Source organism: Vreelandella rituensis (assembly GCF_003336665.1).
Classification (GTDB): Bacteria; Pseudomonadota; Gammaproteobacteria; order Pseudomonadales; family Halomonadaceae; genus Vreelandella; species Vreelandella rituensis.
Window position 1 is genome coordinate 195788 of sequence record NZ_QPIJ01000001.1, and the last position, 20422, is coordinate 216209.

Here is a 20422-nt window from a genome sequence, read left to right on the forward strand (position 1 = left end):
GGAAAGGCGTTATCCGGTGTGACACAATCGACCGCGACACGACGCACTAACGCTGGCTATTGGGTGACAGATTCAATGAGTGAGCAATTGGCACAACAACCTGATCTGAATTTTTTCAAGAACCTCGAGGCGGGAACGGAGGTCCGGCTTTATCTGGCCGATCAGCGCATCCCTTCCTTTCACTGGACTCATGAACGGGTAGAGCGGGATCTGGTGTACGGGCGTATCCAGTTCGAGGGGTATTCCCGGCAATTTCCTTGGCAGGCCTATCTGTTCTTTGACGGAAGTCAGGTCAGACTCGCGTGCTATTGTTTCGTGACCGATACTGGCGAGCGCGTCGATCTGCCTTCGGCTACTGAGTTATATCTCAGTGCGCTCTTGCCATCCCAATACAGGGGTCACGGAAACGAATTCTACAAACCGCCGACCTCCGTTCATTTCAAAGACCGGGAGCTCGACCAGCTTCAGTTCGCCGTGTCTCGACTGACGAGGGCCGGACTCACCCCTGCCTATTCGGAAGGGAGGGATGTCAGGACCTGCTATGTGAAGTTCAAGCTCAAAGGTGCCTTAGATTTCAGGCTGGAATCGGAGGCTCTGGGCGCGGCAGTCATGATCCGTAAATCCCGTCGCGGGCTGCTCACGCCAGCAAAGTGGTCTCTCTGGATAACTGATTATTCGAATCGCTCGGTTCAGCCGGGAGGATGGGGAAAGGACGGCATTGACATTTCCCCGGGCAGTACCGATATCGTCAGGTTGGCAGGCTTGCCGGACATGGAGGCGGTGGTAAAAGCCCTGCTGGAAGGGGCGGACCTTCTGGTTTCCAGGAATCGTTGAGCGCACCGCGGGGGCCTTGAAACGAAATGGCATACGAAAGCAGGGTTTCTGAAGCTCGGAACAATTTTGTCGCCAACAGCCAGCGAGAGCGTCAGCTGAACTGCCCGAGCCAACCAATCGACAGTGACGACACCAAACTGGTCTAACTGCAAAGCGTTCAACACTGGAAGGCAAGGCTAGCTACACGAGGTTGGAACTCTCCGAAGAAGCGACCGAATCATCGGAGCAGTATTCCCGTAGGTTGTTCGAACATACCTGATCTGCATCGAAAAAGGCCTGCTGTAGCGACCCTTGGTGAAGTTTGCCTGGATATTTTTGCCGGGCTGTATTGCGACACTACCAGTTGCAAGCCTTCCGCAGCGGCTTTATCTCATCTTCGATGCCGTCAATAGCAAACTGCACTGTGACCGGGTCGCTGTTGACTGGCGTAGCGCGTGCCGTCAGCAAATCGCCGCCTAACATTTTTCGGATGGTCGCGATGGCGTTCCCACCCATTTGCCCTAGTGACGAATGGTCTGTGGACTGATGCATAGATCGAGTAAATGCCTGCTTATCATCCACTCGGAGCGTCATGCTGCCGTCGATCAGGTCGCTCATATAGTGGCCGCCAAACTCCACAAAAAAGCCCGTCCGGTTTTCAACGCACTGAAGCTTTAATGTCGCTCTCGCTGGCCTGCCGAGCGTGTCCTTTATCTGATCGGTTGATGAAACCCCCATCACTACTATCTGACTATCGTCAATGGGCGATGCCTCTTTCTGCACCACCCATGCGCTGGCCTCGGTGACGCCTACGGCAGCCATAACCGCTAGCCCTGCAATCCATTTCCTCATTCCCTTCCCCTCGACTATTGGTTGTCCAATAGCCTCAGTATAGCGGCTAGCAGCGACTCAGCATAAATCGTGGCGATAATCACACATGGCAGCTTGTTCACCCTCGAACTGGGCGCGCCCACCATCGAGCGACAGTTGATCGTCAAGCGACATCGCCATGGGGTAACGAGAAACAAACCAGGCAAGGTCGGCACAATGCAGGGTGTCATTGGGGAAGGTGAAGCCCTTGGACTGGCCCTTCGCAATGCGAGGGAACAGTTGCTTCAGGCGGATGGCGACGTGGGGCGCCAGCGTTCCATAGGTGACACTCATAGCCAGGCCGTCCCCATGGAGAAGACATAGGCCGGTTTTCCGTTAATCGTCTCGGGGAGCGTCATGGCGGTGCCGCTAAGCAGTACCAAGGCATGGATCTCCTCGTGCTCAGCGTAGCGGCATAACTGGCGGTAGATCGCCTTGCGCTGGGCCTTGAGCTTGAGCTCCACCCCGATTCTGGCGCCCTCCGGAGCTATGAGAAAATCGATAATGTCTCGTGAGGACAAGTGAACCTCGCGCTTAAACGCGATGCCTGCTTTCTCTAATGCCGTTTCAAGGTCGCCTTGCGCCAGCTTCTCTTATCCCTGCCGGAGGGGGTGTGATAGGAGTATCTCACCCAGCTTTTGCAGGCTGCCGGTGAGTCGATCATGGTTTTTATGGGTTGGATGCATAGGGTTGCCCCTGGGTAGCGTGGGCGGCAGAGCGTGCCCAGCCTTAATGTGTATTGAGCGCGCAGACGTGCTGGTCTTACCGATGAATTATACCAAGTGACATAGTTGTTCAGGCAGATTTGCTACCCTTTTTGTAACATTCTTTTGTTATAGTGTATGCATGGGATTATCAACTTATCCAGCTCCATGAGGGCAATCATGCTCGCCTACTCGCCACAACCCATCGACCTTCCTCTTGCGGATCACTCCTTGTTTGGCTGTAACGTGCCAAGCGAAGCACCCTGCGACACCTTCTCGGTCAAGGAATCGGTGTATTTCGACTGCCTGCCCGCCCAGGCAATGCTCACCATCAACGAGATATTGCCGGTGCGTAACGCAATGGGGGCTATCGCTCGCACCCTTTACTCAGGCCCGGTACCGGCGCGGCTGATGCTGGAGGCGCTGACCAATCATCAGGCTTCCGGCAAGCAATACGAAATACTTGCGTGCGCACCCGGCCATGACACCTTCGAGTGCCGATTGATTGCCTATGGTCATCGCCCCTACAGAGCCGGTCACTCCTATCAACCGCAACCCAGGCCGGATCTTGTTTTCAGCGGCTGGTATATCGAGCACCCCGATACCGGTGATGTAGAGACTCTATTCGACAGCCACCTGAGCATCGACCTCGATCCCCGCGCCCCAAGTGAACGCTACCCGTCAGCCTGAGCCAAGGACGGATCAGCACAACAAAAACTCAGATCAAGGATTCCGGCAATGCGAAACAATGGCCCGGTCACGCAAATCGACCACCCGCTCGGCGAACATGATGTGCTTATCTCCAAGACCGACGAGAAAAGTCGTATCACCTACGCCAACCAGACTTTCATCGACATCAGTGGTTTCACCTACGATGAGTTGCATGGCGCCCCCCACAATATTGTGCGGCACCCTGACATTCCGCAGTCGGTGTTCGAGGATATGTGGCGTGACCTGCAGGGCGGCAGTTACTGGTCGGGGCTGGTCAAAAACCGCTGCAAGAACGGTGACCACTACTGGGTGCGGGCCAACGTGGTGCCCATGCGCGCCAATGGTCGCATCACAGGCTTTGTCTCGGTACGCGTCAAGCCCGAGCCGGGCGAGATCGACGCGGCGGAAACCATCTATCGAAACATCCGCGAAAATAGCGGCCGCTACAAGGTCAAGCATGGCGCCCCGGTAGCGCAAAACCCGTTGCGTCGATTGTTCGAGATCAACCTGAGCAGCTCTCGGGTGCGGATGGCGGGGGCGGCCGCGTTTAACGTCGCCACCATCTTCGGCATCAGTTTTGCCGGGGCTGCGGCGCTATACAGTGCCGCCCCCGAGGCCAACAGCTGGCTGTGGCTGGGGGGCGCCGGTACGGCGGGCGGGCTGTTGATTGGTGCTCTGACCCTGATTGATGGCCTCCAGACCCGGCGTTTCATCCGCAGCGCCAATGATTTCTCGTTGCAGCTTGCCGCCGGCAACCTTGACGCCGTAGCGCCAGCCAGTGGGCGCGGCGACATGGACCGCGCACTATCCACCATGGGGTTCATGCGCAAGTCACTTTCTGCGCTGATCGGCGATCTAAACAACCGCGTGGACAAGGTGCGCCCCTCCGTTGAAGACCTGGCGACCAGCAATGAGCAGATGGCCTCACGCATCGAGCAGCAGGCGGCTGCCGTTCAGCAGACTGCGGCAAGCACCGAGGAAATTTCCTCGACGGTCTCCCAGAGTGCGGAAAACGCCCAGCTTGCGAGTCAGGCATCCGTGGGCAACGTGACAGAGGTGGATCGCGCTTCGGCGGTCATGACGTCGCTTGCCGAGGCCATGGAGCAGATCACCCAGCAGGCCGAGAACATGGCGGGCATGGTGAGCACCATCGATGCCATCGCGTTTCAGACCAATATCCTGGCCTTAAATGCCTCGGTGGAGGCGGCACGCGCCGGTGAACACGGGCGCGGCTTTGCCGTGGTGGCCCAGGAGGTCAGAAAGCTCGCCAGCCAGTCCGCCGAGGCGGCCCACCAGGTACAGGCGATGATCACTCAGTCGCGCCAGAGTATTCTGGGTGGCAAGATGCAGACCCGCGAAGCGGAAGACGCGATGCTTCGTATTCGCGAGGCAAGCCACCGTGTAAATGACCTGATGGATGAAATCCGCGCCGCCACCAGCGAACAAAGTGATGGTGTGGCACAGATCAGTCAGGCGATATCGGAAATTGACCGAGGCACCCAGGAAAGTGCCACGAGCATGCAGACCTACAACCGATCCGTCGCGCTGCTCAACGGCGAGGTATCCGCACTGGCCCACAGCGCTCGTGCCTTTCTCTCCGATACCGAGGCACTGCGCGCTGCCAATACCCAGGCGACAACGCCCAAAGCAACGCCCAAGAGCCGCGCCCTGCCCCGCACGGCCGCCAACGGCCGGGTGCCGGCGCCCTCGCCCCTGCTGGCGGCGGGCGACGATACTTGGGAGACGTTTTAACCAGGACAAGAACGGCCTCATCGGTCGTTCTCCCCATTACCAGCAGCATACCAACCCGTCGCACATTTTACCTAAGCGACCGCCGCCACAAGAAACGGCCATTGCAAGGAGATACACTCTATGACCTTTGTATCGGTTTCCACCTTACGGGGGAGCGGTCCAACCGCTGAATCCGAAGCCATTGCACAAGCTCTCACCCTTCACTGTCATAAATGCAGTGGCGACAAACGGGCGCTGGAGATTTGCGTAGGCGCCAAACTCGCGGAGTCGCTGCGCTTTCAGGACGGGGATCGCATTGACATTTTGTTTGATCAACAGGCGCGTAAAGCTAAATTGGTACGCGTTACTCATAACGGTTGGACGCTGCGCCAAGTTTCACGTAATCGCCTGCGGACATCGGTCACGCTGTGCCCCGGCATGCCGTCTGTGAGCCAGCGCCTTGAGTGTGATGGCATCACCCGCACGCCGGATGGATGTGTCTTTGATTTGCCCGAGAGCACGGTTTTTGTGGGCGAAGAAGCGTTGCCGGCGGTAGGCGAGACAGACGCGCCTTCGGAGCAGAACGCCACGCTCGGCGGCGTCACGGATGCGTCACCCGAACCGGCGTCTGCCACTTAGGGGCGGGCGGTCATCAGGCAGGACTGCCCCGCCGGGATATATCCGCTGACGTTGCCGGATGGGAGTCTTTCTGAAGCTTCTTCATCAAGTAATCCGTTATTTAGCGGTTTCGAAGTGGCATTTGCACAACAGCTAAATAGCATTTCTGTATTATAGAGGGTGAGGGTTGGCCCTTACTCAAACCGACAAAAGAGGCACTAACGATGCGCAAAAAATCCGATCTAATCGATGCACTTGCTGAAAAGACCGGCGCGACCAAGGCCGATGCAAAGGCTATCCTGGACGCCCTTCCCGAGATCGTGGCAACGGCGTTAAGAGAAGATGGTGAGATTGTCTTGCCGGGTATCGGCACATTGAAAAAGACCCAACGCGCAGCGCGCTCAGGGCGCAATCCGCAAACCGGTGAAGCCTTGGAGATTGCCGCGTCAACGTCGGCATCGCTCAAGGTGACCAAGCCCCTCAAGGATGCTATTTCCGCCTGAGCCCCTCCAGACATTAAAAAGATGCCCGCAGCGTTGCTGCGGGCATCTTTATTTCAGCGGGACAGAAAACCCTGTCTGGCAAGCGCCACCACATCCCCGCTGTCTACCCTAAAGTCCTTGCAGAGTGTCAGCAGCTGCGCCGTAAACGCTTCATCCATCGAGGCTGCCTGTACTTCTGCTTCAGCTTCGGCTTCCTGGTGCGCCAAGGCCTGTTTGTCGGCCTGTTGCTTTTCCGCGTCACGCAGCATCTTGCCTAGTTCGGCATCGATATCCCATTTCTGCTTAATATTGAGCATGGTTCTGGTTTTCGCCTCTTGTCACGGCTGGCGGCCCTTTCGCCAACCATGAAATCCTCTCCCGTATGCAGCATCCGTCTACTTTCCCAAGCATACTGCCTATAGCAAGCCTTCAAGGGCCTGAATGGAAGGCAGTGCTGTGAAACAGAACAACAGAAAGCCTGCCATCGCCATCATGAATAATCCGAAGACTTGCAGCAAGGGCGCAACGACACGTAAGGCGCGAATATAATCCTCTTTCTTACCGTTGGCGACCTCTCGCAAGGCAACGGCGATATCCGCCCGGTTCTGGGACGTTGCCAGCGCCGCCTTGTCGATTGCATTGATATGCGTCATGGCATCCGGCCAGTTTCCATCGTCCGTTTCAATTCGAGTGAGGGCGCGCTGCAGATCCTTTTGCATTTCGCCTTTGGGCGACGTCTGCATAGCCACTCGAAGGGCATCATCGATACGGATGCCGGAGCCGATCAGGCGCGAGACAGTATAAAACAGGATGTAATGCTTTTTATTCAAGGCGATCTTTCGGTAAAGCGGAATACGAAGGGTAATCCGATCGGAAAGGCCGGGGTTTAGTGGGCGCAATACATGGGACACAAGCCAAACTCCCAGTGCCGACAACAGGGTCACTCCAATCACCCCGCCCATGAGGTTGGAGAGCATCACCACCCAGCCGATATCAATGGCCTCGGACGTTGCTATGAAGCCACTGTTCATGAAGTAAGGCGCGAAGATGTAGCTGGTACAGAATATCAGGGTTGAACCGAAGCCGAAGTTGAGCAGCGCATACCAGAGCCCTTCGCTGCTGACCCGCTTGACCTGTTCCATTTCCTTCTCGAAGGTGACGGTCTCGCTCAGGGCCTCATGGAACTTGCCCGAGCGCATGCCGGCCTCAACCAGCGCCACCGTGGTTTCGGGAAAGTCCGGAAGGCTGCGCAACGCCTCATAGAAATCCATCCCGCTCTGAAGCTCCCGGTTTAGCGTGGTCGCCACCCTACGCACCGCCCCACTGTATACCTGGCCAAGGGTCTCGAGGGCTTCCTCAAGCGGCACCTTGGAGGCGAGCATCATGGCCAGCTTCTCAAGAAACTCAATGCGCAGTCGCGGGGTGAGCTTGGCCTTGTCGAGGTTTTTCGATCCTCTCGGGCGATAGACACGAATGACCCGACCGTCATGCCTGGCCAGGTGGGCGGCTTGCTCAGAATCGCTGGCGATCACCGTCCTCTTGCTAAGGCCCTGCTCCCCCATCACCTTGACGCAATACTCACGCATAAGGGTTCCCCAGCTCCAGCTCGCTGTATCCTCGCTTGATAAGCGCCTGGCGGCCAGGCTCTCCAAACACCCTGATCACTTCGTCGGGTCGCGTGACACCGGCTGCCGCCTTTTCAACGGCATCCTCAATGATGGTGGGCCAGTGCTTCTCGCCCTCGATGGCCCGATCCACTTGCACCGGGTCATCGAAATAGGCGATCTCGGACACCACCGCTCGCTTGGCATAGCCGGAGTCCAGGCACTCCATACAGCCGCGGCCCCCGCAGGGGGTACAGAGGGTTCGCACCAGCCGCTGAATGAGCACCGACTTGACCAGAGTGCGAATTTCCTTGGCCTCGATGCCCATGTCGCGCAGGTGCGCAAAGGCCCCGGCGATATTGTCGGCGTGCAGGGTCCCGATCACCAGGTGGCCAGTTTCGGCTGCCCGAATGGCCTGCTTTGCCGTGCCGAGTTCACGCATTTCTCCGACCACGATGATATCGGGGTCACAGCGCAGCAGGGCCTTGACGCCGCTTGTGAAGTCCAGGCCGATGGCATAGTTGATGTTGGTCTGGGTGACGAAGGGAATGCGGTACTCGACGGGATCTTCCAAAGTGTTAATCGTATGCCCGAAGCGGTCCAGTTCGCGGATCGTTGCGTTGAGCGTGGTGGTTTTGCCCGAGCCGGTGGGGCCGCAGACCAGGCAGATGCCCGAGGAATTGGAGATGCCCTTGCGCCACTGCTCGATATTAGCGATACCCAGTGCCTTCAGGCTTGGCTGGGAGCTGTCCGGGTCGAGCAGGCGCACGACAATCTTCTCGCCGTCGATGGTCGGCATGGTGGCAACCCGCAGATCGATCATCCGTGAATCGTGTTCGACCTGGTAGCTGCCGTCCTGGGGGTTGAGGCGATCGGAAATATCCACGTTGGCTTTGATCTTGATCGAGGTGGCAAGCTTGCGGTACTCCTCGAGGGTGCCTTCGTGAAAATGCTCTGTCATCCCCAGGCGGCGAATGAAGATCGAATAGGTTTTGGGACGCGGCTCGATGTGGATGTCGGACACTTCGGCGATCAGCGCCTCGCGCAACAGCTTCTCGGCAAAGCTGCTCTGCTGGCTCAGCATGGTTTCAAGCTTGTTGAGGTATAGGTCGATCTCCTGGATGCTCACGGAGCTAAAGCGCAGTCTGCGCCCCGGGTAATACGGCTTGAGCGCGTGGCGGACCCACTCTTCATCGGAGAGGCTTGCCACGAATACGGCATCACGGTCCTCGACCAGCACCATCGTACTGGTCTCGAGCAACAGCTCCGGCGGACAGCGGGTGATCAGGGTGCTCTCGTAGGAAAGTTCCTTGATGTCCTGGTCGCGGATCGTCTCGATCATCACCTTTTGGGTGATGAAGCCATTCTGAATCAGGATTTTTCCCAGGCGCTCCTGGGTGATGCGCTGTTCGGCCAGGGAGACCTTGAGCATCATCTCCGTGATCTCGCCCCGCGCCAGCAGAATATCACCGAGCTTTTGCTTGGCGGTCCCCGGATTGGTTACCGGCATCGGGATGCTGCTGTCCTGCAGCGCTGACTCTGTGAGGGTCGCCATGGTTAAGGTGTCCGTGAGAGCGTCATCTGAAGAAGGTCGCCGCCGCAGTCCTCGCCGGCACAGAATGTCGCGACCTCATAACCAACGCACTGCTCGACGATGAGGCTGCTGGCGAGGATGCCTTCGCGCAGCGTGGGTGCCTCGGCAAGGCTGATGGCGAGTTGACCACCCGGTTCTGGGGTCAACTCGCCGCCCAAGGCGGCGGCGCTTTCCAGGCAGTTGCGTGCCAGGGCGCTTCCCGCGACCGGCTCGGCCATCAAGCCGAAGCCGTAGAGTTGCGCCACGCCCAGGCCACCCAGGGCAATGCCGCCAACGAGAAGGCCTAGCGCTGTCCAGCGTGCGGTGCGGGACTCACGATTGATGCGCGCCTTGCTTGGAGAAATCATGAACCCTCTCCTTCTATTGCCAGCCGATGAATCTCGGGAGGACTTTTTTCTGGGGTAAGCCTCTCGGTTAAGTCAGCGGGTTCATTGATTTTAAAATCGCCTCTGGTTAGATCAGATTGACGGTCGGCCTTTCTTATTAACTCTATAGTTGAGTCGCCGTCCGTTATCGTTTTGACCTCCATTTCGGTCCAGGTGCCATTGGCGTTGCGATGGTAGTCAGTGATTTCACGCTCGGCGGCGCCATCCGCGGTTGTCTCGATCACGGCACGCCACCCATGTCTGAAGGGGTCGTTGATTCGCCGGATGCTGACCAGGGTGCCCTGCTCGATGGCCGACAGCGCCTGTTCTAAGTGAACGATGGGCAAATGCGCCGACGCCTCGGGACCGGCAAAGCGTTCGGCATATATCTCGCCAAGGTGGTTGGCATCAGGGGTCAGGGCCGCCTGATTCAGCACTCCTGCCCCGAGCACCAGGGCACCGGCCAGAAAGACGATGCGGCCTGCATTGGTCATTGCCCCTGAGGAGGAGGTATGCCGCGTCATGCGCGGACCGCTTTTCACCAGGCCGTCAACATCAATGGGGTGTTCGTCGTCGCTGGCAAGCCACAGGCAGAACAGGTCGCCGTTACTTCGTCGCCAGATCTTTACCTGCCGCTCTTCGGTGGCCAGGGTAATATCATCGCGGTCTTCGCCAAGCGCTTGCAGGATCGATGGCAAATAAGCCCGCCCCTCGCCGCCTTGCTGGATTTCATAATGCACCCCCACGCCCTTTTCGACTTTCAGGTAGAAGCGGCAGATTTCCGGCGCATCAAAATAGCGATCGATCATGCTTTTCGCTATCGCACGGGCATCGGCGCGTGATCCGCGGCAGGTGCCGACGATCAGTTTAATGGCGGCGACTTTCTGACAGGTCATGTCGGTACCTCAAGGTGGAAATCACTGGTCATTCAAGCGATAGACAATCGCCCAGTGCCCATCTGGGGTCAGATCGCCACTGGGCATGGGGGTCGCGCAGTCATCGGTGAGAAACACCTGATTGATGGGGGCGCGTTGCTCGAAGCGCTGGGCGGCGTTCATCAGGGCGGCGTTGCCGGTGCCCTCGATGCAAAACCGCTGGCCGGTGGCTTCGGTGTGGTAGTCAAGCGTGAAGTCGGCTGGAAAGCGCGGCTCGAAGGTGTAGGCATCGAACAGGGTTTGGCGCCAGCCGTCCGCCGGCAACAGTCCCTTGTCCTGCAGGACAAAGGCCGGGCATTCGGCATCGCGGGTCGCCACGGCGCAGGTGAAGCGCTGATGATCGCGGCGATAGTGCTGCCAGGCCTGATCCAGTTGGTGAAAGCCGTCACCAAGCTGGGATGCCAGCTGGCGTTCGAGAATATTCAACTTGGAGACGTAACTGACGCTCACCCCGAGCGAGGCTGATGCCAGCATGATGGCTATCACCACTTGCGCCAGCCCCATTAGAGGTTCGCCTTGAAGCGCTGGCGCAGCAATTTCAGGGTAATGGCACTGGAGAGGCGGGCTGTCACCCCGGTCACGGCCAACCCTAGCTGGGCGACACCACCCAGAAGCAGCGACCAGCTCCAGAGGCCGTTGTCGAACGTGGCCACCGCGTAGGCGATCACGCCCAGGCCGATGATTGATTCGATCCAGCAGTGCAGGCGTTTATGGTTAGGCATGGGTAACGGGTCTGGTGACGGGGCTGGCCAGCGCCAGCCCGAGTGGATGGGACTAGCGGCGGTAGTAGACGTACTCATTGTTGATGCCATCGCCGTAGCAGCCCTGGATAGGACCGGCGAGGGCCGCATCGGCATTGGGGGCGATGTCTTCCGGCAGCGGGTTAGTGGTACCCAGTGCTTGCAGGCATACCTTTTCTGGCACGCCGGGAGAGGTCTGGAGAACGAATCTTGGCTTGACCGTACCGATGGTGGCCATCTCCCACTCGACGTCATCGATCCCGGTATCCGGGGTCGTTGTCAGCAGGAAGCTGTTGACCAGATCCTCGATAGTGCTTGGGCTGCGACCGCTGTGCATGGCCTGATAAACGTTACTGGCATCCTTGAGCTCCTGCCCTTGATACGACAGGGTGGCGGCGGTGGCCATGGCGTCACCTTCAAAGAAAACACCGGAGAGGTAAGACACGAAAATGCCGCCTAAAACCGACGACAGCAAGATGGCAATGATAAGACTGGGTAGACCCATGGGGCGTTCTCCCTTATGGCGGTGACTTTATGGGTGGCGTGGTGACGAGGGTGGTGCGCGACAAACACCCATGACCAGGGAAGCCCCCTTGGGCTTGGCGATCATGGGCATAGTGCAAATGGGGAGTCGGGCATAGGGCGGCCAACCCCCCGATGAATCCAGCATATTCAGCGGGCTGTCTGGCCGGGTGACGGAGGGCTGTCTGGCGGGCAGTCCCGGTCATGTGTCTAGGCGGCATTCAGCATCCAATCAATGTTCAAGTATTAACACCATAATACCATAATTGAGAATGCTGAATGTGGCGGGCGATGGCCCTTGCTCGGTATCTCCGGCGACGGCAGGACGCCGCTAACGACTGGCAACGAGCGTTTTGCTGGAGGTGTTTCCGCTCTCCAGCGTGGCGATCAGGGTTGCCCGCTGATCGTGAAAAGCATGCCGGTCACTTGCCGCCAGCGGCATCCTGCTCGCGGTATTCATGCTGAGGGGGTCGACTGGGCGTCCGGTGACGTGCATTTCATAGTGAAGGTGCGGCCCTGTCGAGAGGCCGCTGGTACCGACATAGCCGATCACCTCGCCCTGGGCAACGCGGGTTCCGGGGGCAAGGTTCGTCGCGAAGCCCGAGAGATGGGCGTAGCGGGTTTCGATGTCGCCGGCATGCGCCAGGGTGACCAGCCTTCCCCAGCTGCCTTGCCAGCTTGCCATATTCACCACCCCATCGCTGGGTGCGATAATCGGGGTGCCGGGCGACGCCGAGAAGTCGATGCCCTGGTGGGGCCTGATACGGCCGGTCACCGGATGGCGTCGGCGAGGATTGAATTTCGAGGTAATCCGAGTGAAGTCCGCAATGGGGTACTCAAGCCACGGGGTGACAATGGGCGTTCCGTCATGGCTGTAGTAACCGCTGGCGCCCTTGGCTGGGGTGAAGCGGAAGGCGCCATAGGCCTGGGTGGGCGTATCGAGCTGCACCGCAATCAGCTGGGGTTTGCCGACGGGCCTATCTTGCAGGGTGGGCTGCGTTATCAGCACCTGGAAGTGTCCGCCGCGATGCCGGGCGGTGCCGGCCTGCGTCTCGATGAGTTGGCTTGCCTGCTCGGCAATGGCGTCCGGCACACCCGCTTGGCGTAGCCCCCGGGCAAGATCGGTGCCCGCCTTCCCGGTGAGCAGCTGCTGGTGGTGGCCGTCGCTTAGGGGCTGATAGGACACCGTAACCCCTTCGGGGCCTTTCTCGGCGACTCGCCACTCGGCATTCTCGACCTTCTGGGCCAGCAACGTCAGGCGGCCATCGCGGTCGATCGCAAGGGCGAGTTGATCCCCCGGATGCAGCCGGGAGAAATGCGCCTGATCGTCGGCGGACATCGCATGGAAAAGGCCCACGTCGGCGCCAGCGCCGCGCAGAAGCGCGAGAATGGAATCGCCCTTCCTGACGGTGATCTTCTTGATTGCGGCATTCTGAAAGCTGGGGAGACTGCGTGCCTGATAGGACTGGAGGGCGCGGGCAATGGCGGCGCTTTGGTCGGCCTCGGCGGATGTCAGCTGCTGAGTGGTGCTGCACCCGGCCAGCAATAGCGCCAGCGCAATGCCGGATAGTCCCTTGTGTAACATGCGATCCCCTGAGATTTTTCAGTTGTTATGCGCATTATAACTTTTTTAGCGCTTCTCGGGGGAGGTTGACTCGCGCAGGCGGCGATACTTGATCAGTTGCAACGTATAGCGGTTGCGGCACCAGGGGTCGGGGAACGCCGATGCACCGGCGGCCAGCGCCATCCGCTGAGCTTCCTGCCAGACCAGTAGCACCCACTGTTGGTCATCAAAACACATGCGATCCACGGTAGCGTTATCCAGATGGGCCAGCTGGTGCTCCATGTGCCGGCAGGCCCGTACCAGCGTGGGAAAGGGGTCGGGGTAGTCCGGATTGCCACAGGAGGCTCTGTCCGGCAGTTCCTCCCCTGCCGCCTTGCGTCTGGCCCGTTCCCGCATGTCGGCCTCAAAGCCGCCGAAGACCATCAGGCGCCGCTCGATCATAAGCGCCACGATGCGCTTTCGGATTTTCTCGAAGGCGCAGCGCGCTTCGTCGCATTGGGAAAGATCCTCGGGGGTCTCGATGTGCCCAATCCGGAGAAAATCACTGATCAGGTCATCGTCGGACAAGCCGTCAGGGTCATCATGCAGCGTGGGGAGCGTGCTGCTGGGGCTAAGCTTGATGGGGCGACGCTTGGTAGGTGGTTTGGCCACGCTCGGTGCATTGTGCTTTGGCCCTGTCTGCTTGGTCGCGGCTTTCGCTGACGCTTCGCTGGGAGATGCAGGAGTCTCGACGGCTGGAGTCGTTCCCACATTGAGTGTTGCGTCATCAAAGGGGTTCCCCATGGTGCGCGCCTTCGCTTGCGCCTTGGGTCGGCCCTTGGCGGGGCTTACGGGTTGCATATCGAACAGGCTGCCTTGCTCCATTACCACGCCTCGCGTCAACTGTGTTTACCTTTCGGGGCGATAGACGCCCCTCTCCTTCACTCCGGAAGCTCAACTTTGAGATGGATTTCGGCGCCGGCATACGTCGTCATGTCGACCAAAACCTCCAGAGGGATTCCCCCGGCCTTGCCGGTCAACAGGCTTTCAGCATGTAGCTCCGAGGCCCCCATCGATTTGGCCGCCTGTTTAGCGTCCCATCCTCGCCGCTGAGCAAGGCTCAGTAATGCAGCGCCGATCCCTGCGCGAAGGTAGTCAACGCCGTCGAGGGTTTGTGATTCGTTCATCGTGGGGGTTCCTTGGGTATTTGAGCGATATGAAGGCCTAGCGACCTCTTACTCCTGCGTGGCAGCCTCGACCCCCAAGGTGCGATCGGCCCCGGTGGCATACTCGCTGACCAGCACGTAGCGCGAGCCTCGCGGCTGGTGGGCGTAGCGTCCTTGGTAGTAGCGGTCGTCACGCAGCTGGCGCCAGTGGGCCGACACCCGGCGTGGCGCGGTCATGGCCGCCGTGAGCGTGGCATCGGCATGGGCGGTCAGGCGCACAAACCCTGCTCTGGCGTTCTTGTTGCGTGTCGCTGGGTGCTTGTTTTTCATGTATTCCGGGACGCCGGGGGTGATGGCGTCGGGAAAGGCCGAGAAGTACATGCCCATGGAGAGCACGTAGCGGGTCACCTCCCGCATGAAGTCTCGCTCGGCCGGATTCATGGCGATTCCTGCCGGGAATTTCGTTCCCCTTACGAACAGGCGATCCTCGATGGCTTCGGTGTTGATGAAGTCAGTGATCTGCTCGACGTTGAAGGTCATCAGCAGCACGACCGGCATCTTGAAGCCGCTCTGTTGTTCCGGCTCGCCGGGGCAGGCGATGAAAAGAAACTGCTCGGTACTACCACTCGGCATGGGTTCGACCGGCGAGCCGTGGGCCGCCAGAAATTCAGGCGCAAAGCGCCGCTCGAACGTATCCCCGTTTTCCCACGCCACCATCAGTCCCTTGGCGGGTTGTCCGGCAAAGCGCTGCGTGGTGGGCAGTGAGATGGTGCTGGTAGGGAATGGCCATGTCCACGCATCGCCCTTGACCGACGAGAGCTTGATGCGTGCCAGCTGATGCGACAGCTCCGGTTCGGGGACGATGACGTGCCCCTTGGGAAGCTGGTGCTCCAGAATCACTGTCTGGCCATCGACCGAACTCAGAAAGCCATTTTGCTGGCACAGAAATTGGATCGTGTTCGTTACCCGCCTATTGTTGGGCAGGCGGCGATGGGCCTTGATGGTGGCCTTGGTGAACAGGGGGTAGTGCTGGTAGGTGACGGGCTGCATGCGAGATTCCTATTCTCAGGGGGAAGCGTTCAGCAATGGGCGTTCGGCAAGTGGCACCCTTTCCCGGAAAAGCCAAGTCTGGTCTGATCAGGTGATCCGGTCACCGCTCTGGCGATCGAAGAAGGGACTGCCTGAACAAGGCATGAAGTCGAAGACATACCGCCCTGCCAGCGTCTCGGTTGGCACGCTCTCCATGACGTCCAGCGCAACGATGACCTCCCTGCGCGCCAGCGCAAAAAAGGTCGTGTCGTCGGCGGGCAGATGAAGCGACTTGAGCACGCTTATCTGGCTGGGGTGAAAGAACCAATCGCGTGTGCGTTGGTAGACCGAGTTGGCGGGCATGGGCATCTGGGTGTTATCCACGCTCATGGCGAAATCAAGCTGGCAATAGCGGATGGTCTGTTGAAAGGACCGGGCGAAGGCGATCAATTCCGGGGTGACCAGAATTGGCTTGGGTTGCGAGGCGGATTGCGACATGGGCGGGCTCCAGTGCTCATGGTATTAAGGGGACATAGCGTATAGATTATTCTGTATATTGGTTGCGGTCAACTGGTATCTAGTGAGCATTGTTCTTGCCAAGCCATGCAAAGATGCAAACGGGGAGGCCCGAGGCCTCCCCTCTTGGTTCAGGCGGCTATCGCCGGTTGCTTGCCACACTCTTTCTGGGCAGCGCTCACAAGGCGGCGAAGCGCATGCCCCAGTGAATAACCCAGCGCCATGAAAGCGGGGTAAATCACACTCTGCCCCAGAATCTGATGCGCGGTAGTATCGGCAAGATTCTTGATGATTCGCTCGGGTATGCCCTTGATGCGCGCATGCTCAAGGGGCGTGAACAGGCGGGTCAGCACGGGATCGCTCGGGTGAGCGAGCTGCGGATCGGTTGAGCGCACTTTGTTGTAGTCTCGCGTTATCGTGGGCACGGATACGGCGTCCGGGGTCAACAGCTGGCGCATGAAGCCTTTCCCGGCCTTGCGGTCACGTTCTTCCTTGATGCGCAGATAGTCATAGTCGCGAAAGCGTTCTTCGACGGCCTCGGCAGGCTCCAGCACCTCCGCCAGCGCGGCGGGCTTTTCCGCGAGCACCGGAATGGCCTCGATATCAAACTCCAGCGGGAGTCCTTCGGATACCGCCACCATGGCCATGCGGTCGCGGTTTTCCAGCGCGCCGAAGATGTTGCCGTTCAAGTCGCGGTCGCTAACCCGGTAGCCCAGCGTCTTGAGAACTGACAGGATGATCGCGTAGCTCGGGGTGTTGCGGTACTGGCAGACATTTTCCAGTATGCAGATCGCCGGGTTGGTCAGTTCGATCATTTTCAAGAAGGCGAAAAACTGTGCCCCGGCGGAAGGATGCTGCTCGGCATAGGCAAGCTGCAGCTTGGCCTTTCCTGCTGAACTGGCGCCAGTACAGGGCACCCCACCGACCAATGCGTGGACTGAAAAAGCGCCACTGTTGGCAAACTGAAGCTGCTCAACCGGGGCGTTGAGGATCAGGCTATCGTCACGGAACAGATGAGGATTGTTGGCCAGTGAGGCATCCATGTACTTGCCTTCGATCTCACTGGCCAACGCGCAGTAACTTTCGATCCCGGCCTTCTCCAGCCCTTCATGCAGAGCACAATCAAGACCACCACCGCCATGGTAGAGACTCGCTATTTTCAGCGATTGACCGCCTTCCAGACACTCCACGAGGCTTCTCTCGCGCTCCTTGATCTTAACGTCCTGATGATGGCGGCTGACGCAGAGCTTGCCACGCATGAGCTTGACCACGACGCGGGCGGCAAGGCCGAACAGCTTGGACAGTATTGGCAGGCGCACTTCCAGTAGCGGGGTGATCTTGTCGCCGCGCTTGCGTCGTGAAACCGTGACCTGAAATTCGCTATCGTTTGCCGGGGCTTCTCCGTTCGCCGGGGCGAATATCAGCTGGCCATCCTGAATGCGCCCGCTGAGGATCATTCCCGGCGCGAGTCCCTCACGCGCCAGCCGTCCGCCCTCTATCCATAGGCGCGGCTGGCCGCGATTTTCGCTGATGGTGGTTTGGATCAATGTTGCCATGGGTGAATCTCCTTGGTGGTTACCGTGAGACAGGACGGGCGGTTGCCTTTCCATGAAGTAATATTATCCCATATATATGTTTACTGCAACTTATATATGAAGTATTCGTTGATTGAAAGTGGTGGTTCGGAGCCGGCGTGGCAAGGCTTGCGGGCGGTACGGTGATCCAAAACAGAAAACGCCCGGACTTGAAGTCCGGGCGCGCTCGGTGCCGCCGTTTCAATACGATTGGTTAGCCGCCGCAAATGTTATGCATACAAGCGAACGGTATCTCGCCGTCAAAATCATCAAACCCACCGCCGCCGCCCATCGGGGGCGCCTGTTGCGCAGGCGGGGGGGTATTGGGCTGCTGGCCCTGATGAGCATTCTGCTGTTGATTCTGGGGGGGCTGCTGATAGCCACCTTGCTGGTTGGCTTGGGCGGGCTGCTGATAGCCGCCTTGCTGGTTGGCTTGGGCGGGTTGCTGATAGCCACCCTGCTGGTTGGCTTGGGCGGGTTGCTGATAGCCACCCTGCTGATTGGCTTGGGCGGGCTGCTGATTGCCCTGCTGTTGCGTTTGCGGGGGCTGCTGATAGCCGCCTTGCTGCGGGTTCGGCTGTTGCCCTTGATTACCCCCTTGCGGCGCACCATCGAGCATTTGCATGTCGTTGACGACGATCTCGGTGCTGTAGCGATCCTGTCCGTTCTGGTCCTGCCACTTGCGCGTCTGCAGGCGTCCCTCGACATAAATCTTCGAGCCTTTCTTCAGGTACTGCTGAACCACTTCGGCAAGCTTGTTGAAAAACACAAGGCGATGCCACTCGGTGCGCTCCTGAGCTTGGCCCGTCTGACGATCCTTCCATGTGTCGGTCGTGGCGAGGCTGACGTTTGCCACTGGGGCGCCTGCCGTGGTGAAACGCATCTCGGGATCACTTCCCAAGTTGCCAATCAGGAGGCATTTATTGATTCCACGTGCCATGGGGAATTTCCTTCTGTATGTGTTTGATTTAGCTGTGCGATATGTCGCCCATGCCCTATAAATATAGCATCTTTTATATGGGTTGCAAGTAATTTATATATTATTTCTTCACTTCGCTTTTCCTTTTGCGTTTCCGCCCGGATTTTCACGTTCACGCCCTTCTCAAGCCACGGCTTCCGGCCTGTTCTGTTCCTTGGTGCCCTGCCCCCTCAACGCCTCGAGCATCTGGCACGACCGGTATTTCCAGTCGCGCTGCCATTGGCTTCTCGACGCTTGGCGTATCTCGGTGGCGTACACCCTGAACCATGCAAGATCAGTGCATAACGCCCTGATGGTCGCCACGACATCCCCGCTGCTCAGCACTCGGGCATCCGGGCCTGCCGGTTGCGTCGTTTCGATACGCTTCTTGGCTGGGCGGCCCAGACCGGGTTCACCTGCCGAACGGGCGATGTAGTTGGCCACCTCGATCGTCATGCCGGATCGGCGGGCGTGCAGCCCCTCGATATGGCGCAACGTGATCGCCATGCGTGCGCGGCGTGCCGCACCCCCGCTTGCACCCCCTGCGCGTCCGATGAGGCTTTTTCCAATCTGGATCATGGCGGGGTCGGTATCGGGAGCGGCGAGGCGAACCATGGCGGTACGCGACAACCGAGTGGTTGTGTCCGGTTGCTTGTTGCGCTCGGCATAAAGCGCCAGCGCCTCCTGCATCAAGGTCTGATGAATCTCGCGGATCTCGACGTTAAACGCCGCCAGAATGTCGTCCATGGTCGCTCCTTCTCGGGTGTCGACGCCGATGGTTCGGCCCTTTTATCCATATAGGGGTCTGCTCGCGGGGCTGGGCGAATCTTTTTCGCCCACTCACTCACCCTGACCCCTATTTAGGAAGTACCGCGATAACCGCCACAGGCGCCAACCGATAGCGAGGCCATCACCATGTCCAACCCATCCAGCACACAAACCAACAGCCGGCTCATGCCTCCCGAGCGCGCCGTTGACACCATGCTTGAGGCCATCTCCACCCAACTGGCCTCGCCGGTAGGCGGGCAGCTCCTCCCCGAGCTTGCCACCATGTACCAGTCCCAGGGACGCGAAGGGTTTGAATCGCACTTTCGAGGCTTACCCCCCAAGGAGGCTTTGACCCAGCTGGTGCAAGCGACGGGGGATTCGTGTGGCGTGGACTGCAACGCCTCCCCTCTTGTTGGCGAAGGCGCTGGGCAGGACAAGCCGCTGGGTGACTGGCAGAACGTGACCTTGATCAGCGAGGCGCGGGGAGAAGCCCTGATGCTGTTCGCCGATGCCGGCGAGTGGTGGCGAATGACGCCAAAGGATGCGGACGACTTGGCATGGGCCGTGACCCTTGCCAACGGCAGTGCCCGTCGCCACAAGATCACGACGGAGCCGGCCTTCGAGCAGTTGACCGCCCGCCTAGCCAGCCGCCCTGATGACTCGGGCAGCTATGCCCGTCGCCTCTCCGATGGGGTGGTCACCTCGCAGTTCAAGGTTGAACCCGAAAAGCTTGCGGCCTTCAACGAAGCGATGGGGAATGACTGGCACAAGGTGGCGGCCTCCAGTGACGGACAGGATGCAATCTATGTGCAGCGCAATCCCGATGCACGCTTCGAGGATGCACTGACCGCCCGCTACGTCTCCAATCCGGGGGCGGTGCTGGCGGGCATGACAATGATCAATGACATGGGACGGGCCGAACGCATCTCCATGGCAACGCTCAGTGAGCACGGCATCATGCCGACAATGCTGGATGTGTCGGCGCCGGTCTCCGGTAATGGCGCGGCATTTTCCGAAACCTTTGCAGGCATCATCAAGGGGCTGGATCTCGACATCGAGGACGGTGCTGCATTACCTGACCCGGTGAAAAATGCCCTTCGCATCGCCCAGCCCGAGTCTTCCAGTGCTCCTGCATTGACCACTAAGCACACCAGTCCCGGCATGTGAGCCATCCGCAAG

General features: G+C 59.1%; 25 protein-coding genes. 6 read left to right on the forward strand and 19 right to left on the reverse strand.

Annotated elements, in window-relative coordinates:
- Positions 1 to 75 precede the first annotated feature (75 nt).
- Entirely contained in the window at positions 76 to 834 is a 759-nt protein-coding gene (locus tag DU506_RS01050) for a hypothetical protein (protein ID WP_147273715.1), read from the forward strand.
- Between the two features lie 336 nt (positions 835 to 1170).
- Here DU506_RS01050 and DU506_RS01055 read toward each other — a convergent pair whose 3' ends face one another.
- From DU506_RS01055 to DU506_RS01065, 3 genes are read right to left on the reverse strand one after another with little or no spacing between them, the layout of a single operon-like run.
- On the reverse strand, positions 1171 to 1665 hold the full coding sequence (locus DU506_RS01055; RefSeq protein ID WP_114485102.1) for a type VI secretion system-associated protein TagO: 495 nt from the start codon (positions 1663 to 1665) through the stop codon (positions 1171 to 1173).
- Positions 1666 to 1722: 57 nt separating this feature from the next.
- Positions 1723 to 1977 carry a hypothetical protein gene (locus DU506_RS01060; protein WP_114485103.1) on the reverse strand — a complete coding sequence of 85 codons (255 nt, stop codon included), beginning with the start codon at positions 1975 to 1977 and terminating at the stop codon, positions 1723 to 1725.
- Entirely contained in the window at positions 1974 to 2204 is a 231-nt protein-coding gene (locus DU506_RS01065) for a hypothetical protein (protein ID WP_114485104.1), read from the reverse strand. The genes DU506_RS01060 and DU506_RS01065 overlap by 4 nt, the downstream gene beginning before the upstream one ends.
- Positions 2205 to 2567: 363 nt before the next feature.
- On the opposite strand from DU506_RS01065, the gene DU506_RS01070 reads away from it, so the two are divergent.
- From DU506_RS01070 to DU506_RS01085, 4 genes are all read left to right on the forward strand, one after another.
- Positions 2568 to 3077: a hypothetical protein gene (locus DU506_RS01070; RefSeq protein WP_114485105.1), complete on the forward strand. Its 510-nt coding sequence runs from the start codon at positions 2568 to 2570 to the stop codon at positions 3075 to 3077.
- Between the two features lie 48 nt (positions 3078 to 3125).
- Positions 3126 to 4850, forward strand: a complete 1725-nt coding sequence (locus DU506_RS01075) for a methyl-accepting chemotaxis protein (RefSeq protein ID WP_114485106.1) — start codon at positions 3126 to 3128, stop codon at positions 4848 to 4850.
- A gap of 120 nt (positions 4851 to 4970) precedes the next feature.
- Positions 4971 to 5468 (forward strand): hypothetical protein, encoded by a 498-nt coding sequence (locus tag DU506_RS01080; RefSeq protein WP_114485107.1) that lies wholly within the window; start codon positions 4971 to 4973, stop codon positions 5466 to 5468.
- Positions 5469 to 5671: 203 nt separating this feature from the next.
- A complete protein-coding gene (locus DU506_RS01085) occupies positions 5672 to 5950 on the forward strand; it encodes an HU family DNA-binding protein (RefSeq protein WP_114485108.1) in 279 nt (92 codons plus the stop codon).
- A gap of 53 nt (positions 5951 to 6003) precedes the next feature.
- Here the strand turns inward: DU506_RS01085 and DU506_RS01090 are convergent, their stop codons facing one another.
- From DU506_RS01090 to DU506_RS01165, 16 genes are all read right to left on the reverse strand, one after another.
- On the reverse strand, positions 6004 to 6246 hold the full coding sequence (locus DU506_RS01090; RefSeq protein ID WP_114485109.1) for a hypothetical protein: 243 nt from the start codon (positions 6244 to 6246) through the stop codon (positions 6004 to 6006).
- Between the two features lie 99 nt (positions 6247 to 6345).
- The gene (locus tag DU506_RS01095) at positions 6346 to 7515 is read right to left on the reverse strand and encodes a type II secretion system F family protein (RefSeq protein WP_114485110.1); all 1170 of its coding nucleotides are present in this window, start codon (positions 7513 to 7515) and stop codon (positions 6346 to 6348) included.
- Positions 7508 to 9088 (reverse strand): GspE/PulE family protein, encoded by a 1581-nt coding sequence (locus tag DU506_RS01100; protein WP_114485111.1) that lies wholly within the window; start codon positions 9086 to 9088, stop codon positions 7508 to 7510. Before DU506_RS01100 ends, DU506_RS01095 begins: the two co-directional genes overlap by 8 nt.
- Before the next feature lie 2 nt (positions 9089 to 9090).
- Complete coding sequence (locus DU506_RS01105) at positions 9091 to 9474, reverse strand: hypothetical protein (RefSeq protein WP_114485112.1); 384 nt, start codon at positions 9472 to 9474, stop codon at positions 9091 to 9093.
- Positions 9471 to 10388, reverse strand: a complete 918-nt coding sequence (locus tag DU506_RS01110) for a hypothetical protein (RefSeq protein WP_114485113.1) — start codon at positions 10386 to 10388, stop codon at positions 9471 to 9473. The genes DU506_RS01105 and DU506_RS01110 overlap by 4 nt, the downstream gene beginning before the upstream one ends.
- Positions 10389 to 10409: 21 nt before the next feature.
- Positions 10410 to 10931 (reverse strand): hypothetical protein, encoded by a 522-nt coding sequence (locus DU506_RS01115; protein ID WP_114485114.1) that lies wholly within the window; start codon positions 10929 to 10931, stop codon positions 10410 to 10412.
- Positions 10931 to 11227, reverse strand: a complete 297-nt coding sequence (locus tag DU506_RS01120; protein ID WP_147273716.1) for a hypothetical protein — start codon at positions 11225 to 11227, stop codon at positions 10931 to 10933. Before DU506_RS01120 ends, DU506_RS01115 begins: the two co-directional genes overlap by 1 nt.
- On the reverse strand, positions 11202 to 11672 hold the full coding sequence (locus tag DU506_RS01125; protein WP_114485116.1) for a hypothetical protein: 471 nt from the start codon (positions 11670 to 11672) through the stop codon (positions 11202 to 11204). Before DU506_RS01125 ends, DU506_RS01120 begins: the two co-directional genes overlap by 26 nt.
- A 348-nt stretch (positions 11673 to 12020) precedes the next feature.
- Entirely contained in the window at positions 12021 to 13274 is a 1254-nt protein-coding gene (locus DU506_RS01130) for a M23 family metallopeptidase (protein ID WP_114485117.1), read from the reverse strand.
- A 45-nt stretch (positions 13275 to 13319) separates the two neighbouring features.
- On the reverse strand, positions 13320 to 14117 hold the full coding sequence (locus DU506_RS01135) for a hypothetical protein (protein WP_114485118.1): 798 nt from the start codon (positions 14115 to 14117) through the stop codon (positions 13320 to 13322).
- A gap of 56 nt (positions 14118 to 14173) precedes the next feature.
- Positions 14174 to 14419: a helix-turn-helix domain-containing protein gene (locus DU506_RS01140; protein WP_114485119.1), complete on the reverse strand. Its 246-nt coding sequence runs from the start codon at positions 14417 to 14419 to the stop codon at positions 14174 to 14176.
- A 48-nt stretch (positions 14420 to 14467) separates the two neighbouring features.
- Positions 14468 to 15448 (reverse strand): hypothetical protein, encoded by a 981-nt coding sequence (locus DU506_RS01145; RefSeq protein WP_114485120.1) that lies wholly within the window; start codon positions 15446 to 15448, stop codon positions 14468 to 14470.
- Positions 15449 to 15535: 87 nt separating this feature from the next.
- A complete protein-coding gene (locus tag DU506_RS01150) occupies positions 15536 to 15925 on the reverse strand; it encodes a hypothetical protein (protein ID WP_114485121.1) in 390 nt (129 codons plus the stop codon).
- 149 nt (positions 15926 to 16074) lie between these two features.
- Positions 16075 to 17499 carry a DNA cytosine methyltransferase gene (locus tag DU506_RS01155; RefSeq protein ID WP_181870654.1) on the reverse strand — a complete coding sequence of 475 codons (1425 nt, stop codon included), beginning with the start codon at positions 17497 to 17499 and terminating at the stop codon, positions 16075 to 16077.
- A 232-nt stretch (positions 17500 to 17731) separates the two neighbouring features.
- Positions 17732 to 18457: a single-stranded DNA-binding protein gene (locus DU506_RS01160; RefSeq protein WP_114485123.1), complete on the reverse strand. Its 726-nt coding sequence runs from the start codon at positions 18455 to 18457 to the stop codon at positions 17732 to 17734.
- 162 nt (positions 18458 to 18619) lie between these two features.
- Positions 18620 to 19222 carry a hypothetical protein gene (locus DU506_RS01165; protein WP_114485124.1) on the reverse strand — a complete coding sequence of 201 codons (603 nt, stop codon included), beginning with the start codon at positions 19220 to 19222 and terminating at the stop codon, positions 18620 to 18622.
- 168 nt (positions 19223 to 19390) lie between these two features.
- Here DU506_RS01165 and DU506_RS01170 point away from each other — a divergent pair, with 168 nt between their 5' ends.
- Positions 19391 to 20410, forward strand: coding sequence for a hypothetical protein (locus DU506_RS01170; RefSeq protein WP_114485125.1), 1020 nt, complete (start codon positions 19391 to 19393; stop codon positions 20408 to 20410).
- Positions 20411 to 20422 lie beyond the last annotated feature (12 nt).

What these genes read in the sequence shown, in the direction of transcription:
- DU506_RS01050 (WP_147273715.1), top strand. Translation starts at nt 76, where the DNA reads ATGAGTGAGCAATTGGCACAACAACCTGATCTGAATTTTTTCAAGAAC.
- DU506_RS01090 (WP_114485109.1), bottom strand. Translation starts at nt 6,246, where the DNA reads ATGCTCAATATTAAGCAGAAATGGGATATCGATGCCGAACTAGGCAAG.
- DU506_RS01080 (WP_114485107.1), top strand. Translation starts at nt 4,971, where the DNA reads ATGACCTTTGTATCGGTTTCCACCTTACGGGGGAGCGGTCCAACCGCT.
- DU506_RS01170 (WP_114485125.1), top strand. Translation starts at nt 19,391, where the DNA reads ATGTCCAACCCATCCAGCACACAAACCAACAGCCGGCTCATGCCTCCC.
- DU506_RS01110 (WP_114485113.1), bottom strand. Translation starts at nt 10,388, where the DNA reads ATGACCTGTCAGAAAGTCGCCGCCATTAAACTGATCGTCGGCACCTGC.
- DU506_RS01150 (WP_114485121.1), bottom strand. Translation starts at nt 15,925, where the DNA reads ATGTCGCAATCCGCCTCGCAACCCAAGCCAATTCTGGTCACCCCGGAA.
- DU506_RS01095 (WP_114485110.1), bottom strand. Translation starts at nt 7,515, where the DNA reads ATGCGTGAGTATTGCGTCAAGGTGATGGGGGAGCAGGGCCTTAGCAAG.
- DU506_RS01115 (WP_114485114.1), bottom strand. Translation starts at nt 10,931, where the DNA reads ATGGGGCTGGCGCAAGTGGTGATAGCCATCATGCTGGCATCAGCCTCG.
- DU506_RS01165 (WP_114485124.1), bottom strand. Translation starts at nt 19,222, where the DNA reads ATGGACGACATTCTGGCGGCGTTTAACGTCGAGATCCGCGAGATTCAT.
- DU506_RS01135 (WP_114485118.1), bottom strand. Translation starts at nt 14,117, where the DNA reads ATGGAGCAAGGCAGCCTGTTCGATATGCAACCCGTAAGCCCCGCCAAG.
- DU506_RS01105 (WP_114485112.1), bottom strand. Translation starts at nt 9,474, where the DNA reads ATGATTTCTCCAAGCAAGGCGCGCATCAATCGTGAGTCCCGCACCGCA.
- DU506_RS01100 (WP_114485111.1), bottom strand. Translation starts at nt 9,088, where the DNA reads ATGGCGACCCTCACAGAGTCAGCGCTGCAGGACAGCAGCATCCCGATG.
- DU506_RS01140 (WP_114485119.1), bottom strand. Translation starts at nt 14,419, where the DNA reads ATGAACGAATCACAAACCCTCGACGGCGTTGACTACCTTCGCGCAGGG.
- DU506_RS01055 (WP_114485102.1), bottom strand. Translation starts at nt 1,665, where the DNA reads ATGAGGAAATGGATTGCAGGGCTAGCGGTTATGGCTGCCGTAGGCGTC.
- DU506_RS01145 (WP_114485120.1), bottom strand. Translation starts at nt 15,448, where the DNA reads ATGCAGCCCGTCACCTACCAGCACTACCCCCTGTTCACCAAGGCCACC.
- DU506_RS01120 (WP_147273716.1), bottom strand. Translation starts at nt 11,227, where the DNA reads ATGAGTACGTCTACTACCGCCGCTAGTCCCATCCACTCGGGCTGGCGC.
- DU506_RS01060 (WP_114485103.1), bottom strand. Translation starts at nt 1,977, where the DNA reads ATGAGTGTCACCTATGGAACGCTGGCGCCCCACGTCGCCATCCGCCTG.
- DU506_RS01125 (WP_114485116.1), bottom strand. Translation starts at nt 11,672, where the DNA reads ATGGGTCTACCCAGTCTTATCATTGCCATCTTGCTGTCGTCGGTTTTA.
- DU506_RS01130 (WP_114485117.1), bottom strand. Translation starts at nt 13,274, where the DNA reads ATGTTACACAAGGGACTATCCGGCATTGCGCTGGCGCTATTGCTGGCC.
- DU506_RS01085 (WP_114485108.1), top strand. Translation starts at nt 5,672, where the DNA reads ATGCGCAAAAAATCCGATCTAATCGATGCACTTGCTGAAAAGACCGGC.
- DU506_RS01070 (WP_114485105.1), top strand. Translation starts at nt 2,568, where the DNA reads ATGCTCGCCTACTCGCCACAACCCATCGACCTTCCTCTTGCGGATCAC.
- DU506_RS01075 (WP_114485106.1), top strand. Translation starts at nt 3,126, where the DNA reads ATGCGAAACAATGGCCCGGTCACGCAAATCGACCACCCGCTCGGCGAA.
- DU506_RS01155 (WP_181870654.1), bottom strand. Translation starts at nt 17,499, where the DNA reads ATGGCAACATTGATCCAAACCACCATCAGCGAAAATCGCGGCCAGCCG.
- DU506_RS01160 (WP_114485123.1), bottom strand. Translation starts at nt 18,457, where the DNA reads ATGGCACGTGGAATCAATAAATGCCTCCTGATTGGCAACTTGGGAAGT.